The sequence below is a fragment of the Alteromonas sp. MTD1 genome (genome assembly GCF_042848195.1).
Classification (GTDB): domain Bacteria; phylum Pseudomonadota; class Gammaproteobacteria; order Enterobacterales; family Alteromonadaceae; genus Alteromonas.
Map to the genome: position 1 here is coordinate 151465 of NZ_BTGG01000009.1, position 26405 is coordinate 177869.

General features: G+C 43.9%; 22 protein-coding genes and 1 pseudogene. 8 read left to right on the forward strand and 15 right to left on the reverse strand.

Annotation, left to right across the window (positions count from 1 at the left end):
• Positions 1–10: 10 nt before the first annotated feature.
• Entirely contained in the window at positions 11–1393 is a 1383-nt protein-coding gene (cysS, locus tag ACGHAV_RS13500) for a cysteine--tRNA ligase (protein WP_390381623.1), read from the reverse strand.
• A gap of 175 nt (positions 1394–1568) precedes the next feature.
• Between cysS and ACGHAV_RS13505 the strand changes: the two genes are divergently transcribed.
• The 4 genes from ACGHAV_RS13505 (at position 1569) to ACGHAV_RS13520 (ending at position 5393) form a co-directional block, all read left to right on the forward strand.
• Complete coding sequence (locus ACGHAV_RS13505; protein WP_334014856.1) at positions 1569–2063, forward strand: peptidylprolyl isomerase; 495 nt, start codon at positions 1569–1571, stop codon at positions 2061–2063.
• 75 nt (positions 2064–2138) lie between these two features.
• Positions 2139–2864 carry a UDP-2,3-diacylglucosamine diphosphatase gene (gene lpxH, locus ACGHAV_RS13510; RefSeq protein ID WP_390381626.1) on the forward strand — a complete coding sequence of 242 codons (726 nt, stop codon included), beginning with the start codon at positions 2139–2141 and terminating at the stop codon, positions 2862–2864.
• 110 nt (positions 2865–2974) lie between these two features.
• Positions 2975–3589, forward strand: coding sequence for an OB-fold-containig protein (locus ACGHAV_RS13515; RefSeq protein ID WP_390381629.1), 615 nt, complete (start codon positions 2975–2977; stop codon positions 3587–3589).
• Positions 3590–3605: 16 nt separating this feature from the next.
• Positions 3606–5393 carry a flotillin family protein gene (locus ACGHAV_RS13520; RefSeq protein ID WP_390381632.1) on the forward strand — a complete coding sequence of 596 codons (1788 nt, stop codon included), beginning with the start codon at positions 3606–3608 and terminating at the stop codon, positions 5391–5393.
• Positions 5394–5576: 183 nt separating this feature from the next.
• Here ACGHAV_RS13520 and ACGHAV_RS13525 read toward each other — a convergent pair whose 3' ends face one another.
• Positions 5577–6206, reverse strand: coding sequence for a hypothetical protein (locus ACGHAV_RS13525; protein ID WP_390381635.1), 630 nt, complete (start codon positions 6204–6206; stop codon positions 5577–5579).
• A 193-nt stretch (positions 6207–6399) separates the two neighbouring features.
• On the opposite strand from ACGHAV_RS13525, the gene ACGHAV_RS13530 reads away from it, so the two are divergent.
• Positions 6400–6576: an oxidoreductase-like domain-containing protein gene (locus tag ACGHAV_RS13530; RefSeq protein WP_390381638.1), complete on the forward strand. Its 177-nt coding sequence runs from the start codon at positions 6400–6402 to the stop codon at positions 6574–6576.
• Between the two features lie 12 nt (positions 6577–6588).
• Here the strand turns inward: ACGHAV_RS13530 and ACGHAV_RS13535 are convergent, their stop codons facing one another.
• Both ACGHAV_RS13535 and ACGHAV_RS13540 read right to left on the reverse strand, forming a co-directional pair.
• Positions 6589–7245, reverse strand: coding sequence for a hypothetical protein (locus ACGHAV_RS13535; protein ID WP_390381640.1), 657 nt, complete (start codon positions 7243–7245; stop codon positions 6589–6591).
• A 224-nt stretch (positions 7246–7469) separates the two neighbouring features.
• The gene (locus ACGHAV_RS13540) at positions 7470–8483 is read right to left on the reverse strand and encodes a zinc-binding alcohol dehydrogenase family protein (RefSeq protein ID WP_390381643.1); all 1014 of its coding nucleotides are present in this window, start codon (positions 8481–8483) and stop codon (positions 7470–7472) included.
• A gap of 101 nt (positions 8484–8584) precedes the next feature.
• On the opposite strand from ACGHAV_RS13540, the pseudogene ACGHAV_RS13545 reads away from it, so the two are divergent.
• A pseudogene (locus ACGHAV_RS13545) lies at positions 8585–9532 on the forward strand (LysR family transcriptional regulator).
• Positions 9533–9621: 89 nt separating this feature from the next.
• Here ACGHAV_RS13545 and ACGHAV_RS13550 read toward each other — a convergent pair.
• Entirely contained in the window at positions 9622–11163 is a 1542-nt protein-coding gene (locus ACGHAV_RS13550; RefSeq protein ID WP_390381646.1) for a S10 family peptidase, read from the reverse strand.
• A 137-nt stretch (positions 11164–11300) separates the two neighbouring features.
• Complete coding sequence (locus tag ACGHAV_RS13555; RefSeq protein ID WP_390381648.1) at positions 11301–11894, reverse strand: ACP phosphodiesterase; 594 nt, start codon at positions 11892–11894, stop codon at positions 11301–11303.
• A gap of 102 nt (positions 11895–11996) precedes the next feature.
• Here ACGHAV_RS13555 and ACGHAV_RS13560 point away from each other — a divergent pair, with 102 nt between their 5' ends.
• Positions 11997–12779, forward strand: a complete 783-nt coding sequence (locus tag ACGHAV_RS13560) for a tRNA-(ms[2]io[6]A)-hydroxylase (protein ID WP_390381651.1) — start codon at positions 11997–11999, stop codon at positions 12777–12779.
• 296 nt (positions 12780–13075) lie between these two features.
• Positions 13076–13675: a Yip1 family protein gene (locus tag ACGHAV_RS13565; protein ID WP_334014844.1), complete on the forward strand. Its 600-nt coding sequence runs from the start codon at positions 13076–13078 to the stop codon at positions 13673–13675.
• 87 nt (positions 13676–13762) lie between these two features.
• Here the strand turns inward: ACGHAV_RS13565 and purF are convergent, their stop codons facing one another.
• The 9 genes from purF to ACGHAV_RS13610 all read right to left on the reverse strand — a co-directional run bounded on the left by purF (position 13763) and on the right by ACGHAV_RS13610 (position 26215).
• Positions 13763–15289: an amidophosphoribosyltransferase gene (gene purF, locus ACGHAV_RS13570; protein ID WP_334014843.1), complete on the reverse strand. Its 1527-nt coding sequence runs from the start codon at positions 15287–15289 to the stop codon at positions 13763–13765.
• A 14-nt stretch (positions 15290–15303) separates the two neighbouring features.
• The gene (locus tag ACGHAV_RS13575; protein ID WP_334014842.1) at positions 15304–15792 is read right to left on the reverse strand and encodes a CvpA family protein; all 489 of its coding nucleotides are present in this window, start codon (positions 15790–15792) and stop codon (positions 15304–15306) included.
• A 145-nt stretch (positions 15793–15937) separates the two neighbouring features.
• Positions 15938–16552, reverse strand: a complete 615-nt coding sequence (locus tag ACGHAV_RS13580; protein WP_390381655.1) for an SPOR domain-containing protein — start codon at positions 16550–16552, stop codon at positions 15938–15940.
• A 60-nt stretch (positions 16553–16612) separates the two neighbouring features.
• Positions 16613–17905, reverse strand: coding sequence for a bifunctional tetrahydrofolate synthase/dihydrofolate synthase (folC, locus tag ACGHAV_RS13585; protein ID WP_390381658.1), 1293 nt, complete (start codon positions 17903–17905; stop codon positions 16613–16615).
• Positions 17905–18750 carry an acetyl-CoA carboxylase, carboxyltransferase subunit beta gene (gene accD / locus ACGHAV_RS13590; protein ID WP_334014837.1) on the reverse strand — a complete coding sequence of 282 codons (846 nt, stop codon included), beginning with the start codon at positions 18748–18750 and terminating at the stop codon, positions 17905–17907. The genes folC and accD overlap by 1 nt, the downstream gene beginning before the upstream one ends.
• 253 nt (positions 18751–19003) lie before the next feature.
• A complete protein-coding gene (locus ACGHAV_RS13595) occupies positions 19004–19192 on the reverse strand; it encodes a hypothetical protein (RefSeq protein WP_390381661.1) in 189 nt (62 codons plus the stop codon).
• Between the two features lie 98 nt (positions 19193–19290).
• A complete protein-coding gene (gene truA, locus ACGHAV_RS13600) occupies positions 19291–20082 on the reverse strand; it encodes a tRNA pseudouridine(38-40) synthase TruA (RefSeq protein ID WP_390381664.1) in 792 nt (263 codons plus the stop codon).
• 59 nt (positions 20083–20141) lie between these two features.
• A complete protein-coding gene (locus ACGHAV_RS13605; protein ID WP_390381667.1) occupies positions 20142–24755 on the reverse strand; it encodes a FimV/HubP family polar landmark protein in 4614 nt (1537 codons plus the stop codon).
• 443 nt (positions 24756–25198) lie between these two features.
• Positions 25199–26215 (reverse strand): aspartate-semialdehyde dehydrogenase, encoded by a 1017-nt coding sequence (locus ACGHAV_RS13610; RefSeq protein WP_390381670.1) that lies wholly within the window; start codon positions 26213–26215, stop codon positions 25199–25201.
• Between the last annotated feature and the right edge of the window lie 190 nt (positions 26216–26405).

Here is a 26405-nt window from a genome sequence, read left to right on the forward strand (position 1 = left end):
ACATCAAGGTTTACGCTTTACGCCAAGTTGTCCCGTTAGGACCGTCTTCAAGTACTACGCCTTTGGCAGTAAGCGCGTCTCTGGCAGCATCTGCTGCCGCCCAGTCTTTTGCGGCACGTGCATCGTTACGCTGTTTAATTAACGCTTCAATTTCTGCCGCTTCATCATCGTTACCTTCGCCACCTTTTAAGTAAGCATCAGGGTCGCTTTGCAACATACCTAAAATAGCACCCAAACCTTTAAGTACGGCGGCCAACTTACCCGCTTCTTCGGCATTGTCTTTTTGACGATTAAGCTCACGAGCTACATCAAACAACACTGAAAATGCTTCAGGCACGTTTAAGTCGTCGTTCATTGCTGATTCGAAACGGGCCAAATAACCACCATGTGACAAGTCAGTGCTTTCATCGACTGTTACACCACGAAGTGCTGTATACAAACGTTCGAGCGCGGCTTTAGCCTGAGTAATATTATCTTGTGAGTAGCTTAACTGGCTGCGGTAATGTGCCGACATTAAAAAGAAACGTAGTGTTTCTGAATCATGTTCTTTTAGCACGTCGCGAAGCGTAAAGAAGTTACCTAGCGACTTCGACATTTTCTCGTCGTTTACCTGCACCATTCCAGCGTGCATCCACACATTTACATACGGTGTGTCGTAAGCGCAACATGACTGAGCAATTTCATTTTCATGGTGTGGGAAAGTTAAATCAGAACCACCACCGTGAATATCGAAGTGCGCGCCTAAATGCTTATGATTCATGGCTGAACATTCAATGTGCCAACCCGGGCGGCCTTCTCCCCAAGGTGACGCCCAAGCTGGCTCACCTGGCTTCGTGGTTTTCCATAATACGAAGTCCAACGGGTCGTCTTTATCAGCAACCACTTCTACGCGGGCACCAGATTTCAATTGTTCAAGATCTTGCTTGCTAAGCTTGCCGTAGTCGTCGTATTTGCTAACGTCGAATAACACATCGCCATTTGCTGCTTGATAGGCATAGCCTTTATCTACTAAGCGCGCTATTAACTCGATGATTTCATCCATATGCCCGCTAACCGTCGGTTCTACGTCTGGTTCAAGCAGGCTAATGGCAGCAAAGTCTTCATGCATCATACCAATAGTGCGCGCTGTTAACGCTTCAAAGCTTTCGCCATTTTCATTAGCACGAGCAATAATTTTGTCGTCAATATCGGTGATATTGCGAACGTATTTTACCTCTAAACCCAGGTGACGCATGTAACGTACAAGCACATCAAAGCTTAGATACGTGCGTGCATGCCCCATATGGCTTAGGTCGTATACAGTGATACCACACACATACAAACCCACTTTCCCTTCTTCAAGCGGAACAAACTTCGCTTTTTCACGGGTTCGGGTGTTGTAAAGATGTAGCATATTTCTGTTTCCTGTATCTGTATTTTTGGGTCGCAAAGTGTAGCACCGTCATTGTTCAAATGGTATTGCAAATACGAAGGCTTTTATCGCTAAACTCGCATTTGCACTACTATTAACGGGTGTTTTTACGATACTATTACGCTCACACTTTTACATTTACACAGGACAAACCACAATGGTTACACTAAAAACGAACTTTGGTGACATCAAACTTGAACTATTTGAAGACAAGGCGCCTAAAACAGTTGCTAACTTTATCTCGTATGTAGAAGACGGTTTTTTCGATAATACTATCTTTCACCGTGTTATTAACAACTTTATGATCCAAGGTGGTGGCTTCACTCCTGACATGGAACAGAAAGATACTAAAGATCCTATTGAAAACGAAGCTGACAACGGCGTTGCAAACGAAGCTGGCACTATTGCTATGGCGCGTACCCAAGACCCACATTCTGCTACAGCACAGTTTTTCATTAACGTAAACAATAACGACTTCCTAAATCACTCTGCTAAGAACGTGAATGGTTGGGGCTACTGCGCATTTGGTAAGGTAGTTGAAGGCATGGACGTAGTTGAAAAGATTAAAGCAGTTAAAACTGGCAATCACGGTTATCACCAAGATGTGCCGGTTGAGCCTGTAATCATTGAATCTGCAACCGTTTCTGCATAAGTCTGCGTTGATTCTGCGTAAAGCCGCGTCATTCGATGCGGCTTTTTAATCTACTACGAGTGTTTAATACGTTATATGTCGTTTACCTATTTTATTGCCGACCTTCATTTAAGTGATGAACGCCCAGACATAACCGACTGCCTAATGCGCTTTTTAAATGAAGACGCCATAAATGCAGACGCACTATATGTGTTAGGTGACTTATTCGAAGTATGGATTGGCGACGACAATATAACGCCCTTTAATACCGCCATTGCAAAGGCTTTTAAACAAGTAAGCACACATTGCCCTGTTTATTTTATTCACGGTAATCGCGACTTCGCTATACGCGAAACCTGGTTAAAAAAAGCGGGAATGACGCTGCTTAATGAACAAGAAGTCATTGATTTATACGGCACACCCACACTGTTAACTCATGGCGACGAACTTTGTACCAAAGACGTGGCTTATCAAAAATTCCGTAAGAAGTCTCGTGGGTGGTGGTGGCCAAGGCTTATGCTGGCACTACCGCTTTGGTATCGACAGCGTGTGGCAGAAAATGGGCGCGAAAAAAGTAAAGCGAACCAGCAAAACTTAAAGCCTGAAATTATGGATGTAACGCCAGAGGAAGTTGTGAAAGTAATGGAAAAATGGGGAGTACAGCGCATGATCCATGGTCATACTCACAGACCTAACATTCATTCTTTAACCGCTAATGGCAAACCGGCATCACGCATTGTATTAGGCGATTGGTACGACCAAGGCAGCGTGTTAAAAGTCACACCAAATGAAGTAACGCTTACCCAGCACGCTTTTAAATAGTCTAATACGCTCATTTACATTTATATACTAAAGTTCCAGTGCTTTCACTGTTTTAAATTTTAGTCTGTGGTATAACGTTATAAAAATGTTACTCATCATGGACGGTGTAAATGACAGACCTCTTTCTTTCCCCCTCTAACTTTTGGTTTAGTATCGCGCTAAGTGCCGTATTTCTTGTATTGGTAATGGAGCTTGCGGGCATGCTATTTGGTGTTTCATTAATTGGCATTGGCGACGAAATTAGCGATATTGATTCTAGTAGTATTCTAAGCTCTGAATTAGCCAGCTGGATGAACCTGAACCGCGTTCCTTTTTTAGTGTGGCTGGTTGTTTTTTTAACCACATTCGGTGCTGTTGGATTTATTGCTAACTCGCTTAGTACCGCAGTGATATCAACTGCGCTCCCACCATTTGTTTCTGTGCCTGTAGCATTTGTAGGCGGCTTATTGCTAAGCGCAAAAACCGTTGTATTTATAGCGCGCATAATTCCGTCGGTAGAATCTAGCGCCGTTAGCGCCGACGAATTCGTAGGTTCGGTAGCAGAAATTACCATAGGCCGCGCGTCGCGAGGCAACCCAGCAGAAGCTAAATTTACCGATAACTACGCCCAACCCCACTTTGTATTAGTTGAACCTTTTGAAGATGAAGAACGCTTTGCTCAAGGAGAGCGCGTTATTTTAGTGCAGAAAAATGAACACAGCTGGTTAGCAAGCCGCTACCTTTAATTAAAAGAGAAAAAGTATGGATACAATTCAAACGTCTAGCTTGCCGTCGATACTCTTTATTGCCGGTGCCATTGTTGTAGGCCTTCTTGTAATAGGTCTTATTTTTGCGAAGCTTTATACCAGGGCAACCAAAGAAACCGCCTTCGTTCGAACCGGATTAGGTGGTGAGAAAGTGATTAAAGATGGCGGCGCACTTGTACTGCCAGTAGTGCATGAAGTTATTCCGGTCAACATGAATACCCTTCGCATTGAAGTTGAAAAGATTCAAAAAGATGCCCTTATCACTAAAGACAGAATGCGTGTAGATGTAAAAGCCGACTTTTATCTGCGCGTTGCACCAAACGCTAACGGCATTTCTATGGCAGCGCAAACCCTTGGTACACGCACGACTCGCGCCGAAGAAGTGAAAAAGTTAATGGAATCGAAGTTTGTTGACGTACTTCGTGCTGTAGCTGCTGAAATGACCATGACGGAAATGCATGAGCAACGTGCCGACTTTGTTCAAAAAGTACAGCAAAGCGTGGCTAATGACCTAGAAAAGAATGGCTTAGAACTAGAGTCAGTCAGCTTAACAGGCTTCGACCAAACCGACCTTCAATTCTTTAATGAAAATAATGCATTCGACGCGGAAGGCCGTGCTCGTTTAGCAAAGATTATTGAAGAAAAGCGCAAAGAAACAAACGACATCGAGCAAGAAAACCGCATTCTTATTGAACAGCGTAACCTCGCTGCAGAAAAACAGTCTCTTGAAGTAAAACGCGATGAAGAAGAAGCGCGATTAACGCAAGAGCAAGTGCTGGCGTTTAAACGACAAGAACAAAAAGCAGAGATTGCTAAACAACGCGAAACGAAAGAACGTGAAGAGCGCGAAGCACAAATTGCGAAAGAGCGAGCAATTGAAGCGGCTGAGATTGAAAAGTCACGTGAAATTGAAACCCAAGAAATTGCGAAGCGCCAAGCATTAGAGCAAGCGCGTATTCGTCAGCAACAAGAAATTGAAGTGTCTGAGCAGGTGAAGCAAATAGCGGTAGCTGTGAAGTCAGAAGAAGAAAGTGCAGCGAGAGCCAAAGCGGCAGAAGCTGAAAAACAGAAAGTAGAAAAAGAAGAAGCAGTATTAACAGCAAAGTCTGTCGCGGCAGCTGAACGTAGCAAACAAATTGAAGTTATTGATGCACGTAAAGAAGCTGAGCGTGAAGCTGTAGGTATAACCGTTGAAGCGCAAGCGAAGAAAGAGGCGGCAGAAAATTCAGCTGCAGCCATACTGACAGAAGCAAAAGCGTCTGCGAATGCAAAAATACTGCAAGCAGATGCTGACGAAAAAGTATTGGCAGTAGAAGCTCAAGGTAAACAGGCGCTACACGAAGCTGAAAATACGCTGAAGAACGAACAAATTGAGCTACAAAAAGCCCTTGCGATGCTGAAAGTATTGCCAGAGTTAGTCGCGCAAGCCGTTAAACCTATTGAAAACATTGAAGGCATTAAAATACTACAGGGCTATGGCCAAAATGGCGGTGTTGCTGGTTCACGCAGTGACGCAGTAGCCGGTGCAGGGTTAGCCGATCAAGTAACACAAGCAGCCCTTGGCTACCGTGCCAACGCACCATTAATTGACGCTATGCTGCGTGAAGTTGGCTTAGTTGATGCTGAAAACGGCACGTTAGAAGACTTGGTGACAGGCAATAGTGAGCTACTTAGTGCTGCGCCAAATAAGGTAACGCCAAAGCCGGTAAATGTAGCTGAGCCGTCTACTACTGCCAAAAGCGCGGCTAAAGACAGCGGAGCAATTGAAAACAGCGACATTTAAAGTAGTGCTTAGCACACCATCATTTAATAATCGTGCAGACCATCTCAATTAACTGGCACACAACGTATTTTGGTGTGGACTGAAAACGCAAAAGCCCCTCTTTAAAGGGGCTTTTTTGTGGCTGAATACTTTTATTACGAGCGTTTATTACAAGCGTTTGTTAATAGCCTTAAATCTTGTGCGTTAGGCATTGTTCGCAGTTAACCCATTAAGCAGACCTTCAATAGCACTTCGGTATTTAGGAACAAGGCTGGTCGATGTGTACACAACTAACTGGGTAGAGCCCATCTCGTTGGAATAATAGTAGCCAACGTAGCTAAAATTAATGCCGTTGCCAGTACCTTGAAATTCCATGTGTAAAACACGCTCGCCATTTACTGTGCGGAACTCTTGATTCACAATTTTTGCATTTGGCGCAAAGGCTCGCAGGTTTAATAACGCAAGATCTGCAAGTTGCTCTAGCTCAATTTGAATTTCTTCGGTAATCGACATTGCGTACAAATCACCGTGCTGATAGGTAAACTCGTATTCTGCATCTGGATTATTCGTTGATTTTGCAAACTTCCAATCTTTCGGATTAATAAACACGCTGGTGTTATTCACCTTACTTTTGACTTTAAACGTTGCATCGTCATTTTTTTCAAAAGGCATGTCATTGGTTTCAATAACCATATTAATGTCGCTTTCCGACTCGTATGCCCAGGTACCGTCTTTAAACAGAAAAACCGTTTCGCCGGTATCGGTAACTGCCATTTGTTGTGCAAACACCGCGTTAGAAAGAATCAGTAAAGCTATTAGAGATAATATTTTCATTTAATGTCCTTTTACATGTATATCCATAAAGAGGTGATAAATTTGATAGTATGAATTCGTGATAAAAAGTGCAATAGGAACATCTGTACCACTAAACATGACAGTGTATGAAGAAGATTTACATCGCTTATTTGAATAGCGAAAACAACAGATTTACTATATCGAGTAGTAATAAGAATACTGAGAATAAAAAGTGGTAGAAAACGCGCCAAACTTGCCAGAAGAGCCAGAGAAACCGCTTAAAGATGACTGTTGTGGTGGTGGCTCATGCTGCCCGTGTGTTTGGGATGCCTATTTTGAAAAACTAGAGCAGTGGAAGGCAGCAAAAAAAGCGCTGGAGCAACAAGACGCCGCCGAAAATATGAAATAATCTAATCCCCTATTACGCATCTATATTAATTCTGTCAACACATCGGTTGTGCACGTACAACGTAACTGGTAGCTCAACAAGTGATGTTTTTGAAAACTGTAATTTGGCTTTGCTTTCAGATTCAAGCCTTTCGAACGACCATGAATCCGCTAACCCAAAATCCACTCTTGATAACAGCACCATTATGATAATCGCCTGGGGAGATTCGGCAAACGTTACTTCAATTCCAGCATCAGTAAAACGCTGTGTAAACTCTGAGTCGACACTTGTACGTAATATTGCTGCACTCTGTCCTTTAAGCTGCGTCAGTGACGTCCACGTAAAGTCATCGGTTTGCTTTAAACGCAATAAACCTACATGCACATTTTTTTCAGACAGCTGATACTTAATGAAATCGTCATTTTCTGGCGGAGGATAGAAGGTGCTGCACCACTCATTTTCTCGTAAATATCGCGCAGCGCGGGCTGGCGGTAAAAATAAGGGTTTCAACGCAAGGTTTTTAGCTGCTTGTCTATTTTCTAATAGCTCAAAAGCAATACCGCCAGCCTGTTCAGTAATCGTCGTGAAAGGCGGATATTCAATTGCAACAACTTCGAAGCTTTCAGCATTTGCCATTTCTTGGTAAGTGAACAACAAGCAAGCGGCGAAAATGTGCTTTAGTGAATTCATAGTTTCATTACCTCTTCCCTGTAATAAAGAAAGACGACACTTCACGCCTGTGTAAAAATTAGACTAACAGTAGATAATTATCTACTTTAATTTCTTAAATGAACTCCATTCTTATGCACTCAAACGAACTAATATTACGCTAGGCGCCATACAAAAATGCCGCTACAAAGCGGCATTTTCGAAACTATCGAATTATTTTAACTAATTCTAATCATCGATAAATATTAAAAGCCTTCCAACACTAGCTTGCCAATAGCGGTGCCTGCTTCTAACGTTTTATGCGCTTCAATGAGGTTTGCAGCGTTAATTTTTCCTAAATGTTTTCCTACTGTGGTTTTAATTTTACCTTCGTCTATAAGCGCAGATACCTCGTTAAGCAGGTTGCTTTGTTCAATCATGTCGTCTGTTTCAAACATAGAACGTGTGAACATAAACTCCCAGTGTAAAGAAATACTCTTTTGCTTAAGCTTCGATACATCAAGATGTTCAGGGTCATCAATTAACGCCAAGCGCCCCTTTGGCTTTAACATTTCAACAAAGTCATCCATGTAAGCGCCCGTATTATTCAGGCTTGCAATATGTGTAATTTCACCCACATTGAGTTCACGTAGTTGCTCGGCCATTGGCTTGCTATGGTCAATAACGTAGTCGGCCCCCAATGAAGTAACCCACTCTTTTGAGCTTTCTCTAGACGCCGTTGCAATTACCGTAGCTCCTGTTAAACATTTCAATAGCTGTAACGCGATTGAGCCTACACCACCGGCAGCGCCAACCACTAACACAACCTCGTCACTCGCGTTAGACTGCTTTTTGATAGCTAGGTGGTCGAACAGCATCTCATAGGCCGTTATTGTGGTGAGCGGTAAGGCAGCTGCTTCACTGTCAGACAAACTTTTTGGCGCTTTACCCACAATGCGTTCATCCACTAATTGAAATTCAGCATTTGAACCGCTTCGAGTTAGGTCTCCTGCATAATACACTTTATCGCCAATATTAAAGTTCTCAACCTCGTTGCCCACTTCAACAACTTCACCTACAGCGTCCCAACCTAATATTTTAGGTATACCGCCCTCTGGGTTTACACGATGACGAATTTTATAGTCCACAGGATTAACCGCTATTGCAGTTACGTTTACAAGTAAGTCGCTTCCACTCGCCTGTGGCTTATCAATTTCAACGTCTACTAATGCATTTTTCTCTGTCACTGCAAGTGACTGTGTATATCCAACGGCTTTCATAACATTATCTCTTGTTAATTCACATACCATCATCATACGCTTGATTAATTCGTAATAAACAGCACAATAAAAGAAACATTATCAAAAAATTTTTGAGAATAATGCTTCTTAACGACCTAAATATAGTTCTGAAAGTGGCTGAGTTTAGAAATATTACTGCAGCTGCCACACACTTAAACATGCGCTCAGCAACCGCCAGTGCCGCAATAAAGCGCGTTGAACAACAGCTGGGCACTTAGTTATTTGTACGCACCACCCGCTCTTTAAGACTTTCAGCTGCTGGAGAGCGTTTCATGCCTACCTGCCATGAAGCACTTAAAATGCTTAACGACGCACAGCAAAACGTAAAAGCTGACAACGGTATTGTTGAGGGCGAAATCAGCTTAGGAATATCTTCAGACTTAGGTAGAAACCTTGTTGTTCCGTGGCTTGATACCTTTATGGATTCTCACGAGAACATAAGCGTAAAGCTGCATTTAAGCGATAGTAAAGTCGACTTCTACCGTGATCCAATCGACCTTGTACTACGATATGGTCAGCCTTCTGACGCAAGTACATACGGGTTTAAAATATGTAACGTTCCTTCCTTGTTAGTGGCCTCTCCTGCATATATCAACAAGCACGGAGTGCCTTCTAGCATTCAAACACTTCAACAGCACAATGGCTTGTTTTATCAGTTATACGATAAAACCTATGACGAGTGGGAGTTTCTGCGAGACGGTACGCAAACCAAAGTTAAAATGAGTGGAAATAGAATAGCAAACGACGGTGAAATTGTTCGTAAGTGGGCTGTAGCCGGTAAAGGCATTGCCATAAAATCGAGCTTAGATGCTTATGACGACATTGTGAATAAGCGCCTAATTCGAATGTTACCTGAATATTCGCCAAGGCCTACACAGCTGTGGCTTATTTGCCCAAGCAGACAAACAATTACCCCTGCAGTAAGGCTTTTAAGAGACATGCTTAAAGCACGCACCCAAAAAATGCTTATCCATTTATGTGAGCTAAACGTGATAAAAGAAGAAAGCTTGCAAGATAATTTGGAATAAGGCGTTTTTTGTTTTTTTAGTTTTGTTTTTAAAATCAACGCTAATTAGCTAGTGTTGGGGCAACCCTCTGCCCCAACCTTTAACGATAACTATCGCTGATACATTGCAGGTTCGCCGGCTTCGGGCGTGCTGCTTTTGATAAACTCGCGTAAATCTTGGTTAGACTGTTTAAGGTCATCGCGACGTAAGTACATCATATGCCCACTGCGATAGCCTTTAAAACTTAAACGGTCTTTCATAACACCACTTTGATCTAGCTGCCACATCGTATATTTGGCATCAAAATAGTTCGTGGCACCATCGTAATAACCGGCCTGAACCATCACATTTAAGTACGGGTTTTGAGCCATGGCCAAACGCAGATTTTCACCTGTTTTGTTATTGCTTCTATCCCACGGGTGCACGTCGCCGAACATATTGTATTTGGTGTCGGTTTTGTAGTTTAGTTCTTCGCGCAGGTAATAGTTAATTGCAGGCGTAAACGAATGCAACCAAGACGTTAGCTCAGCCCAGTAATCTGGACGATCGCCACTTTGCTTGGCATCAATACCTAAATATCGGCTATCAAGACGGCCAAGTGTTTTGCCTTCGTCGCGAAGCAACTCTTTCCAAAAATAGAAGGTGCTTACATCTAGGTTATTCTGAGAAATCGCTTCTTCAGACAACCCTGAGTAACGTGCCATTTGCGCAAGTACGGCACGCTTCTCTTCGGCACCAATAAAACCGCCTTTAGCTAACGCTGGAATAAGCTTGTTGATGGTAAAGTCTTCAACTTCTGGCAGCAGCTCAAGTAAGTCTTTACTTTGCAATTCGCTGTCTAGCTTGTTGTGATACCACGCAGTGGCGGCAAAGTAAGGTAAGCGATTCGCCGCTTTTACAGGTCCATTACGCTCAATACCAATATCGGTTGGTGACACTAACACTACGCCATTTAAATACATCCACTGGCGGTTTTGAAGCTCTAACGCTAACCCTGAAACACGGGTTGTGCCATAGCTTTCACCAATTAAGTACTTAGGCGAGCGCCAGCGGTTATTGCGCGTTACAAACGTGTTCACCCAATCGGCAAGATAGCTAATATCGGCATTGACGCCAAAGAACAATTTCTTCTGCTCTTCTTTAGACGGCATGTTACCTTCAGCGTCTGGCAGTACGCGGCTATAACCAGTATTTACTGGGTTTACAAAGACAATGTCAGCTACGTCTAGAATGGAATAAGGGTTAGTTTGTACACCGTAAGGCTGAACCGGATAACCTTCGTTATCGATATTTAATATACGAGGGCCGGTATACGCTACGTGCATCCATACCGACGCAGAGCCTGGACCACCATTGAACGAAATAATAAGCGGGCGCGTTGCGTTGTCTTTAACATCAGTACGCTGGTAATAGGTGTAAAATAATGTCGCGACTGCTTCATCTTTTTTATTCCACACTGGCTGTGTGCCTGTCGTTGCACTATATTTAACGCGCTTTCCAAGAATTTTAGTTTCGTGTTCAGTCTTTACTGAACTATCAATTTCGATAGTGCGTCTGTGCTCTTGTGCATTAGCAACTTGACTAACCGAAACAAGGGTAAACAAGGCAAACCATATTGCGCCAGCCCTGGACAATGATGTTCTGATTTTCATAGTAAGTTCTTTTTTATTTTGAGGTTGTATGTTTTATCACCCGACCACTATACAGTGTCACGGCCAATTCCTAACCCATGCTCGATAAAGTAACTGAAATTTTCGACGTATGCAGCATGCGTAAACAGCGGAGTATTTTACTTTAACGTACTTTCTGGTCCATGTTGCGAAACAAATGTGATGAGTTCAGGGAAGAATGAAAGAAATTGCTTCTCTATTGTATCTTTGTGCTTTTCGATATCGTCCACTGTTTTATGGAATTCATTGGTAAAACGAATGCGCTTCGCCACAACCGATATAGCCTTGGCGATCCCCTCTTCCTTGGCATAGTCTTCGAACCAATTATGCGTAATCATATGGCCAATACTGTGTTGCATTGTGCGCGGCATCTTGGGTAAACCTTGCTCCAATAGGTTAAAGCTACTTGCACAGAATTGTTCAAAAGGAATATGGCTAAAGCTGCGCCAGTGCTTTATGAGCAAGTGATCAAAATAGATATCTAACGCCACGGGAGCAAATCGTCGCCTACTTGTGTGAAAAAATTGTTTTGCGGTTACTACGCTTTCATGAGCATCGGTAAACTTATCTACCGCATAATGGTTTTCAAGCCCAAGTAAGACGTTATTTGAATAAACTGATACATCAACTCCGCGCCTAAAATCACCCAGCAGGTTACCAAAGTGAGAGTCTGGCGTTTTCCTAGCTAGGAACAGATGCGCAAGGTAATTCATAACGGTTTTATCACTTTTTTAAGTTGTATGGGTTATTGCCTATCGGGTAGTATTGCGGCCGAATTTAGACAACGCAACAAACTTGGTAGGTAGTGTTACATTATGTCGGTTATTTCTTCTGTTGAAGCTTCATCTCTTTTAGCGCCCGTTAATGCATTTTTACAATGCGAAACGCCTGAATCGTGGATTGAAGAAGCCAAACAAGAAGACAACCTGCGTATTCTGCTTACCGACCATCTTATTTGCGAGCTAAAAGCTGCACAAAGCGCAATGTATCTGTTACGTCGATACGTGGCCGATGACGAAACAAGTAAAGTACTTCTTGGCTGGTTAAAACCCTACGAAGATTTTACTTATCGTCACGAAGGTGATTGGGAATCGCTTAACACTAAACACCTTTCAAAAAGTGTGTTCAACGTAGAAGGCTTAGACCCTTTTAAAAAGGACATGCTAGATAAAATGGTAATGTTAATTAAAGAAGAGCTTCATCACTTTTATCAAGTTTTAGAGATAATGCACACTCTGGGCTTTGACTATAAATCGGTAACGTCGAGCCGCTATGCCAACGGACTTCTTCGTCACGTTCGCACTTACGAGCCAGAAAAATTAGTCGATAAGCTAATATGCGGTGCTTACATTGAAGCACGCTCTTGCGAGCGTTTTGCCAAACTTGCCCCTCATGTATCAGAAGAGCTAGGTAAGTTTTACGTATCGCTGCTACGCTCTGAAGCACGCCACTTTGAAGACTACTTAACATTGGCTGCCGCCATTTCAAATACAGACATTGAAGAACGGGTAAAGCATTTTGGAGAGGTCGAAAAATCGTTGATTGAAAGCGTTGATGAAACTTTTCGCTTCCACTCTGGCGCTCCTGTAGCGGCTTAAGGCACTTTTGTATAAAAGCTTTTCGTCTTAAAGCCTTTCGTTCCAAAGCCTCAAAAAAAGCCTTTACTATTGGTGCGATCAAATATTAACCAATAGTTGTTGACGGCCTTGCGGTATTCCTGCACACTCAAATTGTAAACATATTGTTAACGGCAGTTTTTTTTGCGCTTGGCGCCGTGTATTTGCATGCAGCAGCGTTTACTTAAAAACGTAGCTTCATCTATTAGATTGTCCCACTGCCTTACAACAATAATTCATTTGAAGAATAAAAACGTTGGTGAAACAAGGCAGGACTTATGATCTTAAACCATTTAATTGGTATCTACACTCATCCTAAGGAAGAGTGGCAAACCATCGATACAAAGCATGAAACGTATTTTTACGCGCTCACTCATATCGCATTTATTGCATTAATCCCCTCTGTTGTTGCTTACTATTCTAGTGCGCATACCGGCTGGAGCATTGGCGCTGGCGACACTATTCGTCTTAGCGAACAAAGCGCTATTATGATGGGCATTGGAATGTATTTCGGCCTTATTGCAGGGGTTGTAGCGTTAGCAGTGCTTATTCACGAGCTGGCAAAAGCATTCGATGTATCACCTACCTATACTCAGTCGTTGGAGCTTGCGGCCTACACTGCAACACCGTTGTTTATGGTGGGTTTTGCAGGGCTTTACCCTGAGCTGTGGGTTGTTATGACAGCGCTTTTGGTAGGGATTAGCTACTCAGTGTACTTACTTTACTCTGGCGTACCTATTTTAATGCACATGCACGAAGACAAAGGCTTTATTTACTCTAGCTCAGTAGTTACCTGCGGGCTGGTTTTATTGGTTATTTTAATGACAGGCTCAGTATTAGTATGGGGCTTGTATGGCGGGCCCGTTTTTGTCCACTAAACACTTCACGTTTTAATAATTAATGTCACAAAAAAGCCGCATTGACTGCGGCTTTTTTATTATCTTCATGGTCAGTGACTGTAATGATTAATCATCAGAGCCTTCGATATTATGAACATCAAGGTTGCTAAGCTCAGCTTGTACCACTGGCGCTTTACGCGACTTTTCGCCACGTGACATATCGATGCGCTCTAGATATTCTTGGTTTATATCGGCAGTAATATAGTTACCGTCAAACACCGACGTTTCAAAACGCTGGATGCTGTCGTTTTCTTCTTTTACCGCTTCAACTAAGTCAGAAATATCTTGGAAAATTAGTCCGTCGGCTTGGATTAACTCAGCAATTTGGTCTATTTCACGACCGTAAGCAATGAGTTCATTTGCAGACGGCATATCGATACCATAAACATTAGGGAAACGAATTTCCGGTGCCGCTGAAGCAAAATACACCTTCTTCGCACCTGACTCGCGAGCCATTTCGATAATCTGTCCAGACGTTGTGCCACGTACAATAGAGTCATCTACCAACAGTACGCTCTTGCCTTTAAACTCTGAAGAAATAGCGTTAAGTTTGCGGCGAACTGATTTTTTACGCATGGTTTGGCCAGGCATAATAAACGTGCGACCAATGTAACGGTTTTTCACAAACCCTTGGCGGTATGGCAGTTCAAGCGTATTAGCAATTTGTAGCGCCACATCCATAGAGGTTTCAGGAATTGGGATCACCACATCAATATCAAGGTCGGCCCATTCGCGCTTAATTTTTTCACCTAGCTTACGCCCCATGTTTACACGTGATGCGTAAACAGAAATGCCGTCGATAAAGCTATCTGGACGCGCAAAGTAAACGAATTCAAAGATACAAGGTGATGTGATTGGGTTGTCTGCACACTGACGAGTGTGAAGTTGTCCTTCTTCAGTAATGAAAACCGCTTCACCTGGCGCTACGTCGCGAACAAATTGGAAGCCAACAGCGTCTATTGCAACGCTTTCAGAAGCTACCATCCACTCTTCGCCAAGCTCAGTCATGCGCTTACCTAACGCCAGTGGGCGAATACCGTGCGGGTCACGAAATGCCACAATGCCCTGCCCGATAATAGCAGCAACAACCGCATAGGCACCGCGGATTTTTTTGTGCACTTTGGTCACGACTTCAAAAATATGCTCTGCGCTTACGCTTAAGCCTGCAACTTGCTGAAGCTCATGGGCTAGAATGTTAAGCAGCAATTCAGAGTCGGACGTTGTATTTATATGGCGACGTGCAATACGAAAAACTTCTTCTTGCAACTCATGCGCGTTGGTAAGGTTACCATTGTGAGCAAACGCAATACCAAAAGGTGAGTTCACATAAAACGGCTGCGCTTCTGCAGAGCTCGATGTGCCTGCAGTGGGATAGCGAACGTGCCCTATTCCCATATTTCCCGTCAGACGCTTCATATGGCGCGTATGGAAGACATCTCGAACCAAGCCATTTGCTTTACGCAAATTAAACATATTTTGGTCGATAGTCATTATACCTGCTGCATCTTGTCCACGGTGTTGAATAACCGTGAGACCGTCATACAGTGACTGAGCGACAGGCGTTTTACCAACTATTCCGACAATACCACACATGTGCGTTACCTATTTCAAGCGGGATTTAAGAAACTGGAGGAGTCTTTCACATAGCTGAAAAACCACTCAATAATAATACCAAACTCTGGGATGAGCACCGACGCTTGCCACCAAGCTGCTGAGGCTGCGCTGGTAAAGGTGTCCATAAAAAACAGTAAAGCGCTAACTATTAGCACGCCGCGTAGCGCACCAAACACAATGCCAAGCGCGCGGTCTGTTCCAGACAGCCCGGTAGCTTGCACCAGTTGGCTGATTGCAAAGTTAATCATGCCACCTAAAATGAGTGTTGTAACGAACAGCGCCGCAATAGCAGCACCGTTTTTCAAATAGGGGTCGTCAATGGCTGTGAAGTAAACGGCAAGGTCTGCGTAGAAGTTGCTTGAAATAAAGAGTGCAGCGAACCATACCACTAAAGAAATGGCTTCTTTAACAAAACCTCTGATGAGGCTTATTAAGGTAGATACCGCAATGATACCCAGTATGGAAAAGTCTACCCAGTTCATCGTCTCTTTTTTGCGTTGTTGTTACGCACGAATTTTCATGCAGTAACGAGCCTTTGGCGAGATGGCGCGCATTCTAACAGAAGCAAGAAATATTACTAGTGCGTAATAATACTGAGCATCAAACTGGATGCCCTAATTGGAAAACTTACTCTACTTTGAACGTAGTCACCTTGCCTTTAAGCCCTGTTAGCTCTTTAAGGTGTGGAAGCGCCGTTTCAAGCTTCTTTTTGTCTAAATCTGGGCCAACAAATACTTTATTAAGCTTACCTGAGCTTGTTTGTATTTTTCGGCTAAACGCGCGATACCCTGCTTTTTCCAGTTTTGAAAGCAGCGCTTTTACATTTTTTTCGTGTCTGAAGCTACCAAGCTGTATCACCCAGCCAGCATCTTCATCAGCAATATCGCTTTTCGTTTCTATAACGGTCTGACTAGCTAAGTCGTCTTCTGCAATTTCTTTTGCACTGTTTTTAGCTACATCTTCAGCCGTGTTGCTAACAGTTCGAGCCGAATTTTCTTCCAACAGTTCGTCTGATGGCGTTTCATCCTGAAGCGTTACTTCAGGTACTGCAGCCTTAGCTACACGCTCTGTAGGAAAAGGTTCTGGCTCAACAATAGGCTTTACTGGCGGGTTGGCTGGCACAGAAACAAAAGGCTCTCTGTTAGTTTGTTTCTTACCGTCTAAAAAGTCTGGTAAAAAAATAACGGCTAACGCCACAATAATAATGGTGCCAACCAGTCTATTCTTTAATGCCGATGTCACTGTAATCTCCCGCTAAAACCCTGAATACTCGACGAAATGCAGTAGGTGCGCATTAGCGCACTACTTAGCAAGCACATCTGCCACGGTAACAAAAGAGCCAAATACCAAAATTAGCTCACCGGGCTGGTAATCTGCACGTGCCTTAGAGTATGCCGCTGAAACGCTGTCGTAAGTGGCTATATTCTCTATGGTTGTGCCGGCATTAACAAGTGCATTTTCAAGTACTTCAGCATTACATCCGCGAGGCCCCTCAGTAGTGGCCACATACCAGTTTGCATTTATCTCACTTAACGGCGCCAATGTTTCAGCAATAGATTTGTCTTTAAGCATACCAACAACAATACGCATTCTGCTGACGTCGTATCGTTGAAGCCATACCTGCATAGCGGTAGTAGCCTGCGGGTTGTGGGCTACATCAACCACCACGAGAGGGTCGTCACTGATTGTCTGCTGCCTTCCTGGCATAACCGTATTGGCTATGATTTTCTGCAGCGATGACTCGCTGGGCATCATTTCAAGGTATTCTAATGCCGCAAGCGCTGTGCTTGCGTTTTGTAACGGTATATTAGGGTATGGCAGATTGTCGAACGCGTACGTTTTACCCTTCCATGACCAGGCATTACCATCGTTTTTAATTTCGCTAATAAAGTCTTCAGTAGCCCAGCGAACAACTGCTTGCAGTTCATTGGCAACGTCATACAGCGAAGACGGTGGGAATAAATCACCAACAACGGCTTTTCCTTGATGACGCATAATTCCGGCTTTCTCGCGGGCAATTTTTTCACGTGTGTTGCCCAACCAATCTTGGTGGTCTAAATCTATTGTGGTTATTACCGCAAGGTCAGGGTCGATAATGTTGGTAGCGTCTAAACGTCCGCCTAAGCCTACTTCAAGAATGGCTACATCAACACTCCACTCCTGCATCATCTTCATTGCAGCAAGCGTACCAAACTCGAAATAGGTAAGGGTTACATCTTCTCTCGCTTCTTCAACGAATTCAAAAGACGACACAAAGGCTTCAGCGTTGGCCAGTTCGCCGTTTAGGCGCACTCTTTCGCGATAGTCAATTAGGTGAGGAGAGCTATATACCGCAACGGTTTTACCTTGCGCTAGTAATGCTTGCTCAAGCAAGCGACATGTAGTGCCCTTGCCGTTAGTTCCGGCAACGGTAATGACCAAGCTGCCGTCTAGCGATAGCTTCATAGCATTCGCAACGGCTTTTACTCTGTCTAGCCCCATATCAATAGCGCTAGGATGAATTGACTCTAAGTAGGATAGCCATTGGCTCAGGCTTTTTGAAGACGGTACAGGCGCACCTGCTGAGCCAACGGAAGTATTTTTTTGGTTATTCACTAATGATTGTTATGCAACTTAACTAACAGACCATGTAATCTATCACGCATATCTCTGCGGTCAACAATCATGTCAATTGCGCCCTTCTCTACCAAGAATTCACTGCGCTGGAATCCTTCCGGTAACTTCTCACGCACAGTTTGTTCGATAACACGAGGGCCAGCAAAGCCGATAAGTGCTTTTGGCTCGGCAACGTTAACATCACCAAGCATTGCAAGACTGGCTGATACACCGCCCATGGTGGGATCGGTAAGTACTGAAATATAAGGAAGGCCCTTTTTACTCATTTTCGCCAATGCTGCAGACGTTTTCGCCATTTGCATTAGTGACATAAGTGCTTCCTGCATTCGTGCGCCACCGCTTGCAGAAAAGCAGATTAGCGGCATATTATTTTCTAGACATGCATTAACCGCGGCGACAAAACGCGCACCAACCACAGACGCCATTGAACCGCCCATAAACGCGAACTCAAAACACGCAACAACAACCGGCATGCCCTTAAGCTTGCCTTGCATAACGACTAGAGCGTCTTTTTCGTTCGTTGATTTTTGCGCCGCTACAATGCGGTCTTTATAGCGCTTTGAGTCTTTGAACTTCAATACATCCTGCGGCTCGTGTTCAGCACCAAGTTCTACGCGGTCGCCATCGTCAAGAAATGCATCAATGCGACGACGCGCAGTAATGCGCATATGATGGTCACACTTCGGGCAAACTTCCTGAAGCTTTTCTAACTCACTTTTATAAAGCACTGCCTGGCAAGAACCACACTTGGTCCAAATTCCTTCAGGTACATTACCTTTGGTTGACGTTTGCGTGCGAGGGAGAATCTTTTGAATCCAGCTCATTGAAAATGAATCCTTTATTTTTGTTTGCCGGCCACAATTTTTGATGTTTATTCATAGTTGACCAGCAAGACTGAAATTTTGTGCATGTTGTAGCAATACCAAGAAAAGACACGCATCACCACAAAACAGCTATCTAATATAGCGCGCTATTAGACCACAATACAACGAAATGGAAAAAACAAAACTGGTCTAAGAAGTTGGGGGGATTTGGTTGAAAATTACACAAGCTTTACAGAGAGACTGCAAAATGCCCCTAACATTTTCCTTTTGGAAAGCTTGCATCACCAGAATGGCGTTTCAATGCTTCATCTCTAGCACCGCTATTTACAAACTTGGTTAATGCTTCATTGATAACAGCCTGTAAGTCAACAAGTTCAGGGCGCAGAACCGGGAGTGTTAACAGCAAACCGAATGGTGGTTTGTTTGGGTGTTGTTGTGGCATGCAACGAAGAAGGCAGCAATACTAGCGCCAGTAGAATCAGTTTCGTTTTGTTATGCCACAAAAACATGGAGAGTCTCTTTGCTCGTGGTGATTAAAGCCTAATATTCTGGAAGAAAAAGCGGGCCTAAGGGCGGCTTGGGTAATCCATGTTCTTCAGGGTATGTAACGTCTACCAAGTATAAACCGTTTGGTTTTGCTGTCGCTGCAGACTGGCTGCGATCTTTTAAACTTAACAGGTGGGCAATCCAATCAACGTCCTGCTCACCAGCGCCGATTTCAACGAGTGCCCCAGTGATATTGCGCACCATATGATGCAAAAAAGCATTGGCACGAATATCGATTATTACATAACGCCCCTGCCTGTAGACACTCACATCAGTTACATTTCGAAATGGCGTATTACTTTGACACAACGCTGCGCGAAAAGAGGTAAAGTCTTGTTCACCTAGCAATGCCTGCGCTGCTTCATGCATTTTAACCTCATCTAACGTGCGGTGAACATGGGTGACACCACTATTGAGAATGGCTGGTCGCATCTTTGTGTTATGAATGACGTAACGGTATCGACGGTGAGTGGCTGAAAAACGCGCATGAAAATCATCACTAACGTTTTTAGCCCACGTAACGGCTACCGAATTAGGAAGGTTAGCATTAACGCCCAGCGTCCATGCTCGCTCATTGCGAGGTGCGTCACAGTCAAAATGAACAACCTGCCCAGTAGCATGAACGCCAGCATCTGTGCGGCCGGCACATTGAACTTCAATTGGCTGGTTAGCTACCGTTGAAAGTGCTTTTTCAAGATGCTCTTGAACACTGGGTACTTCGCGCTGACGCTGCCAGCCATAAACTGCTGCACCATCGTATTCAATGCCTAAGGCAATTCGCCCCATCTTTGACTACCTCTAAACTAAAAGGCGCTAAGTGTAGTCATGTCACACTTAACATGCAATTAGCCAATGCCATTCAAAATAGATTCTGCTTCTTCTTTTTGCTCTTGATTACCGTCGCGAATAACTTCATCGAGCAACTCTCTTGCTGCATCAACATCATCCATTTCAATGTAAGCACGCGCTAAATCTAAATTCGCGTTTTGGCCTGCATCTTTATCTATATCGATAACGGTGTCTTCATCTGTTACGCCGGTGAAATCAGACAAACTTACATCAAGGTCAAGATCTTGACTGTCAGGATCGACTTCACTAGCATCATCGCCCTCATCCATCAATGCTTCGACGTCTAGAAAATCCTCTGGCTCAACCCTTTGAGCCCCTGCTTCAACACTATCACCGCCATCGTTTAGCAAGGCTGCCAAATCTAGGTCAGGATTATCCAGTGTTAAATCGTCATCTTTCTGCTCGTTGGCTTTATCGTTGGCACCTTCTTGATTGTCTGCTGCCTGCTCAACAGTCGCCTCTTCGCTCGGATCTACGTTAGGCTCATCAGCGTCTTCAATCTCAAATTCGTCAGGCAGTGATAAATCATCAAGCTCACTGTCACTGGCTTCCTCTTCACCGCCCTCAAGTTCAAAGAACTCTTCTAAATCACTGTCGTCTAAATCACCATCTTTTAATTCAAAGATATCGTCTTGAGCATCAGTATCTGTAGTGCCTGCGATATCTGGCAAAGCTGCTTCTTCATGATTATCAGTGTCGCTTGAGTCCTGCGAATCCCCCTCATCTGAAGTAACAGTATCTTCTTCAGCTTCATCCAACGAGAATGTTTCCTCGTCGTCTACGTCATCTTGTAATGATAACTCAGTCTCTTCGATGTCTTGCGCTTGTGCAGGCTCGTCAGACTCTAAGCTTTGAAGAAGCTCATCAAATTCAGCACTGTCTAAGTCTTCTAAAACAGCCTCATCGTCAGAATTGTCATTGCTAGACAACCAGTCATCTAAACCAGGCACATCGTCTAATTCGTCAATGCTTTGCTGGGTTTGGTCTGAATTATCATCGGAATCAGCAAATCCCTCTTGTGATGCAGCTTCCTCTCTCGATGCAAGTTCTTCTGGCGCTAAGTCGTGAGAATCTTCACGGTCGCTTGCAAGTGATTCACTGTCGGAATCAATAACACCATCAACCTCTTGCTCTAGCTCGAATGTATCTACTTCATCAAATGCGGCGTCGAGCAGGCTATCGTCAAACTCATCTTCACTATTTTCATCTGATACGTCTTCAGATTCCTCTTCAACAGCATCTTCTGGCTCTTGCTCAGCTGGCTCGTTCGACGCGGTATCGGTTGCATCAACCTCAGAAAACGAAGGAATATCGTCCATCATCTGTTGTTCGAATGCTTCGATAGCATCGTCAAGCGGGTCTACTTGTTGATCTTCTGCTGCTTCATCTTGAGCGTCTACTTCAGCAGTATCATCCTGCACTTCTGACAGTTCACTAGGTTCTTCTTCATCGACTTCATCAGCATTTAATTCGTCACTATCAACGTCTGATAATGCGTCTTCAATTTGCTGGTCGTCAGTTATCGGCTCTTCTGTTGTGTCGCCGGTTAGCTCAGTCTCATCTATTTCGCTTTCTGGCTCTGGCTCTGGCTCTGGCTCTGGCTCTGGCTCTGGCTCTGGCTCTGGCTCTGGCTCTGGCTCTGGCTCTGGCTCTGGCTCTGGCTCTGGCTCTGGCTCTGGCAGGGTGTCTTCAGTTGCTAATTCATCGTCAAGGGCATTTGACGCATCACTATCGTCAATTGACAGCTCAGTCTCAAGCGCATCTTCTAATTCAGCGCCTGCATTGTCATCACTTGTTAAAGCATCTTCGCTAGTATCATCGTCTATTTCATCAGCTTCAGAATCAACTTCAGACAGCTCTTCTTGATTTATGCTTTCTTGATCTAAGCTTTCTTGATCTAAGTCTTCTAGCTCGGAAACTTCTTGAACTGTATCCTCTGGCTCAGCATCGTCCTGCTGATCGTGGACCTGCTGATCAGGGCTTTGCTCATCATGGTCTGCAACTTCATCTGAACCGAACTCGACGGCGCTTTCAGCTAAAGTTTCATCATCTGGAGCTGAATTCTCTTCAGCTTCTGCATCTATTTCATCGTCGACAGATTGTTCAGCGATTTCATCTTCTAATGCGTTTTCCGTGATTTCGTTTTCGGCTTCTTCAGTAAGCTCTTCCGTAGCGCCTTCATCACTTTCTTCACTGGCTACTTCATCGAAGTCAACATCTTGTTCTGCTGTTTGCTCTGACTGCTGTTCTTCTGATTCTTCTAGTTCTTCAGCAAGCTCTTCATCGTCTTCTTCCGATAGCTCCGACAATAGCTCATCACTGAGAGAGTCTATATCGTCAGCATCTGTTTCTTCGGCCTCTAGCTCAGCAAGCAGTTCATCGGTTAGCGGGTCACTGAAATCATCTTCAATTTCGTCGCTTTCAGAGTCTTCAACGTTAACAGAGTCTTCAACGCCAACAGAGTCTTCAACGTTATCAGCGCTGTCATCCGAGCTCGGGCTTACTTCTTCTTCCGAATCGAGCTCAGCCTCAAGCTCAGCAAGTAACTCGTCGGTTAACGAATCGTCTAAATCATTTTCTTGCTCAGATTCAACACCAAATTCGTCATTGCCCTCATCTTCGGCCTGCAACTCGGCGATTAACTCATCAGAAAGCGGATCGCTAAAATCGGTATCACTTTCAATTTCCTCGTCAATCACTTCATCTAAATCATCGGTAATTGCATCAAGGCTTTGAATAGACTGCGGCGATGGTGTCGACGTATCGATGTCTTCTTCTTCATCATCGTCGTCGAAGTCATCAAGGCCGCCCATCATTTCAATTTGCTCAATTTCATTCAGCAAATCGTCTGTTATCTTGTTTATTTCTTTGTTCTGCTGGTTTATCTCATCATCAAGTTTTCCCAGCATGTCTTCATTAATTAAATCGTCGTTGCTGTCTAACTCATCAGTTAAACCAGCATCTACGCCGTGTTCTTCCAACAGGTCATCAATGCTTATTTCAGGCTTGTCGTCTTCGTCTTCAACACTAGGAAGTAACGATGTGGTTTCATCATTTTCTGAATCGACATTATCGTCGCTATTGTCTGTGCCAGCCCCTTCTAACAGGGCATCGATATCGTCATCATCAACGGTTTCGTTGCTGTCCTCATCAGTTTCATTATCGCTTTGCGCTACTTCTGCGAGGATGTCATCGGGGTCTACGCTTTCTTCGCTGTCAGCACTTTGGTCTTGAACACCGTCAATTAAATCGTCAACATCGAAATCGTCTGTATTGCTGTCGGCGTCACTTGTCGTCTCACTTTCATCGGTAGACTCAGCATCGTCGGTAGCTTCTTCAAAAACGTCGTCATCACCTGAAAGGTCGAACCCTTCTAAGTCATCGTTATCTTCATTAAGTACTTTGTCTGATAAATCATCGTCATCAAACAAACTATCTAATTCACTTTGATCAAGCTCATCACCACCTTCTTCAAACAATTCTTCATTGTCTTCATCAGGCACCAACATATCGTCTTCAAGGTCGGCAAACGTCTCTAGCTCATCGTCCAAGCTTTCTTCTAAATCAGAAGTAAGCACATCATCGAGCAAATCGTCGTCGTTGAATAAATCGTCATCTGATAAGTCGGCGGTATCATCTAAGTCGGCGTTGAGCGCACTCGACAAGTCAGCAACGTCCGATTCAGGCACCGGCACATCGTCGTTACCAGCGGTAATTGGAGGTGTGGTTTCAGGAGCTTGCTGCGGCGTTGAATTACGTTTGAGCAACCAGGTAATAAGACCGCCAACTAGCAGCAGCGACAAAATAGACGAACCAATGATTAAACTTAATGGGCTGGTAAGCGCAGATAAAACTGAGGTTTCTTTTTCGGCCTCTCGCTGTGCTTGTTCAGCTTTTATCATATCAAGCAACTCTTGCTGCAACGCTACTTGCATATCAAGCTGCGCCTTAACATCGCCTTCCACTTGGCCGCGCAGATTTTCTATCTCGCCGTTTACCGCGTCCACGCGCTCGTAAAGCTTTTTATTTTCGTCAAGCAGTGCCTGAACGTTATCCAGTGATGCTGCGAACTGCATGCGAAGTTCGTCGAACTGACGGTTTTGCTCAGCATCAAGCGCAGTAATTTTCTGTTCGATATCGTTTTGCGTTTGCGATAGGTCGTTTTGATTTACCAGTGGAGACGCAGGCTTGATGTTTTTAACACTGCTCCCTGGCTCATTGAGCATTTTTGCAAATTCACGGTCGTCTTGCTCGGCACGCATTTGCGCTTTGTTTTTGTCGATGCGGGCTATATAACGCTCGGAAGGCAGCTTTAACACGGCGCCATCAACCAGCAGGTTTAAGTTACCGTTTTCAAAAGCATTGGGGTTTAATTCGTAGATTGCGCTCATCACTTGATAAACGCTTAAATTGTTGTTTTGACGATAGCGTTCTGCAATGCGCCATAACGTATCGTTAGAGTCTATTGGGCCGTATTCAAGGCCTGAAAATTGATCGCTGGCGTCTTTAGGGCCTTTTAACAGGGTATTGCGCTCCTGTGCATCGACAGTAGCGATAGGGGCAGACAAACAAAGTGTAAGTAGAAGTAAGCCCGTCAAATGCAATTTCATAGCTATCCTATATGCCCTCAAGCGTCTTTACCGCCCATGACGATAAGGCGGATTTACAGCCAATCGTTTTTATAAGAAGTGTATTGGCTTTTATTTTTATTTTTTAATCACCGGCGCACCTAACATTTGGCGGTGACATATACTGTCAGCACATGTTTATCGCTAGGCTATTTCCGGAAACATGAAACACCCTAAGTAACTGACTTAATGCTATTTTTATAAAACGTCGATAAAACGACTTAATGCTATTACTCAAACTATAAACCAGTTATTCAGGTCAATCTAGTTTGACAACATGTTTTGCTGATTTCACTTGTACTCCTAGTCTATCGGCAAGCATAGAAAAAGGTTTACTTTTTCTATGCTTAGCCATTACGCCTAGAGAACTAAGCCCAGAAAGCTAGGCCTAAAAAACAAGGCATAGATTACGCCGCTTGCCACAATTACAAGTAATCGCGAATAAGCGTTTCAGCAATTTGGATGCTGTTTGTAGCAGCGCCCTTACGGATATTGTCTGATACTACCCATAAGTTAAGACCACAAGGGTGCGTAATATCGTTACGAATTCGGCCTACATGCACAATGTCGTTGCCGCTTGCACTAGATACTTGAGTTGGAAACTGCTCATTCGTGTCGTAAACCGTCACGCCGGGTGCATCCGCTAAAAGTTGCTTCACTTGCTCCGCGTCGATAGGCGAGCGCGTTTCCAAATGAATTGCTTCGGCATGACCGTAAAAAACGGGCACGCGAACCGCAGTAGCATTTACTAAAATGCTTTCGTCACCCATTATTTTCTGCGTTTCCCACAACATTTTCATTTCTTCTTTGGTGTAATCGTTATCTTGGAATACATCAATTTGAGGAATAACGTTGAATGCAATTTGGCGGCTGAATGCTTCGTTCTTAACTTCTCTGGCGTTAAGCAACCCCGCCGTTTGTTTTGCAAGCTCTTCCATTGCTTCTTTACCGGCGCCAGACACTGACTGGTAGGTACATACGTTAATTCTGTCTATACCTACGGCGTCTTGAATAGGCTTAAGTGCTACCAACATTTGAATAGTTGAGCAGTTAGGGTTAGCAATGATGTTGCGATTTCTGAAGTCAGCCAGCGCATGAGCATTTACTTCTGGTACTACAAGAGGAATGTCTGGCTCGTATCTGAAGTGTGACGTGTTGTCGATAACAATGCATCCCTCTTCTGCTGCTCTTGGGGCAAACTTCTCTGAAATGCTACCACCTGCTGAGAAGAACCCGAATTGAACAAGAGACCAATCGAAATCATCAGCATCTAGCACCTCAATATCTTCGCCTTTAAACGACACGGTGGTACCTGCTGAACGTTTACTTGCAAGCGGATACAAACGATTTACAGGAAAATCACGCTCTTCTAATAGTTCAATCATGGTTTGGCCCACTAAACCTGTGGCACCCAATACCGCTACGTCAAACGCTTGCGACATAATGCTTAATGCTCCTACTTTGGTCAAACAAGCTTGTTCTGCTTTGCTTGTTTAAAAATGAAAACTGACGTGTTTTGGTACGCCTTTATTTTGTTGTACCGTGATAATAAAGTAATAACGCTCTTTGTTTTAGCGCTATCTATTGCCTGTTAGGCTGGTTGATTACTTTTCAATCGTTATTAGTAAAACG

Coding starts and splice junctions, on each gene's coding strand:
- ACGHAV_RS13565 (WP_334014844.1), top strand. CDS start 13,076: ATGATCTTAAACCATTTAATTGGTATCTACACTCATCCTAAGGAAGAG.
- ACGHAV_RS13505 (WP_334014856.1), top strand. CDS start 1,569: ATGGTTACACTAAAAACGAACTTTGGTGACATCAAACTTGAACTATTT.
- truA (WP_390381664.1), bottom strand. CDS start 20,082: ATGGGGCGAATTGCCTTAGGCATTGAATACGATGGTGCAGCAGTTTAT.
- ACGHAV_RS13575 (WP_334014842.1), bottom strand. CDS start 15,792: ATGAACTGGGTAGACTTTTCCATACTGGGTATCATTGCGGTATCTACC.
- lpxH (WP_390381626.1), top strand. CDS start 2,139: ATGTCGTTTACCTATTTTATTGCCGACCTTCATTTAAGTGATGAACGC.
- ACGHAV_RS13540 (WP_390381643.1), bottom strand. CDS start 8,483: ATGAAAGCCGTTGGATATACACAGTCACTTGCAGTGACAGAGAAAAAT.
- accD (WP_334014837.1), bottom strand. CDS start 18,750: ATGAGCTGGATTCAAAAGATTCTCCCTCGCACGCAAACGTCAACCAAA.
- ACGHAV_RS13555 (WP_390381648.1), bottom strand. CDS start 11,894: ATGAATTACCTTGCGCATCTGTTCCTAGCTAGGAAAACGCCAGACTCT.
- ACGHAV_RS13535 (WP_390381640.1), bottom strand. CDS start 7,245: ATGAATTCACTAAAGCACATTTTCGCCGCTTGCTTGTTGTTCACTTAC.
- ACGHAV_RS13520 (WP_390381632.1), top strand. CDS start 3,606: ATGGATACAATTCAAACGTCTAGCTTGCCGTCGATACTCTTTATTGCC.
- ACGHAV_RS13550 (WP_390381646.1), bottom strand. CDS start 11,163: ATGAAAATCAGAACATCATTGTCCAGGGCTGGCGCAATATGGTTTGCC.
- ACGHAV_RS13560 (WP_390381651.1), top strand. CDS start 11,997: ATGTCGGTTATTTCTTCTGTTGAAGCTTCATCTCTTTTAGCGCCCGTT.
- ACGHAV_RS13515 (WP_390381629.1), top strand. CDS start 2,975: ATGACAGACCTCTTTCTTTCCCCCTCTAACTTTTGGTTTAGTATCGCG.
- cysS (WP_390381623.1), bottom strand. CDS start 1,393: ATGCTACATCTTTACAACACCCGAACCCGTGAAAAAGCGAAGTTTGTT.
- ACGHAV_RS13595 (WP_390381661.1), bottom strand. CDS start 19,192: ATGCCACAACAACACCCAAACAAACCACCATTCGGTTTGCTGTTAACA.
- ACGHAV_RS13605 (WP_390381667.1), bottom strand. CDS start 24,755: ATGAAATTGCATTTGACGGGCTTACTTCTACTTACACTTTGTTTGTCT.
- ACGHAV_RS13610 (WP_390381670.1), bottom strand. CDS start 26,215: ATGTCGCAAGCGTTTGACGTAGCGGTATTGGGTGCCACAGGTTTAGTG.
- ACGHAV_RS13525 (WP_390381635.1), bottom strand. CDS start 6,206: ATGAAAATATTATCTCTAATAGCTTTACTGATTCTTTCTAACGCGGTG.
- purF (WP_334014843.1), bottom strand. CDS start 15,289: ATGTGTGGTATTGTCGGAATAGTTGGTAAAACGCCTGTCGCTCAGTCA.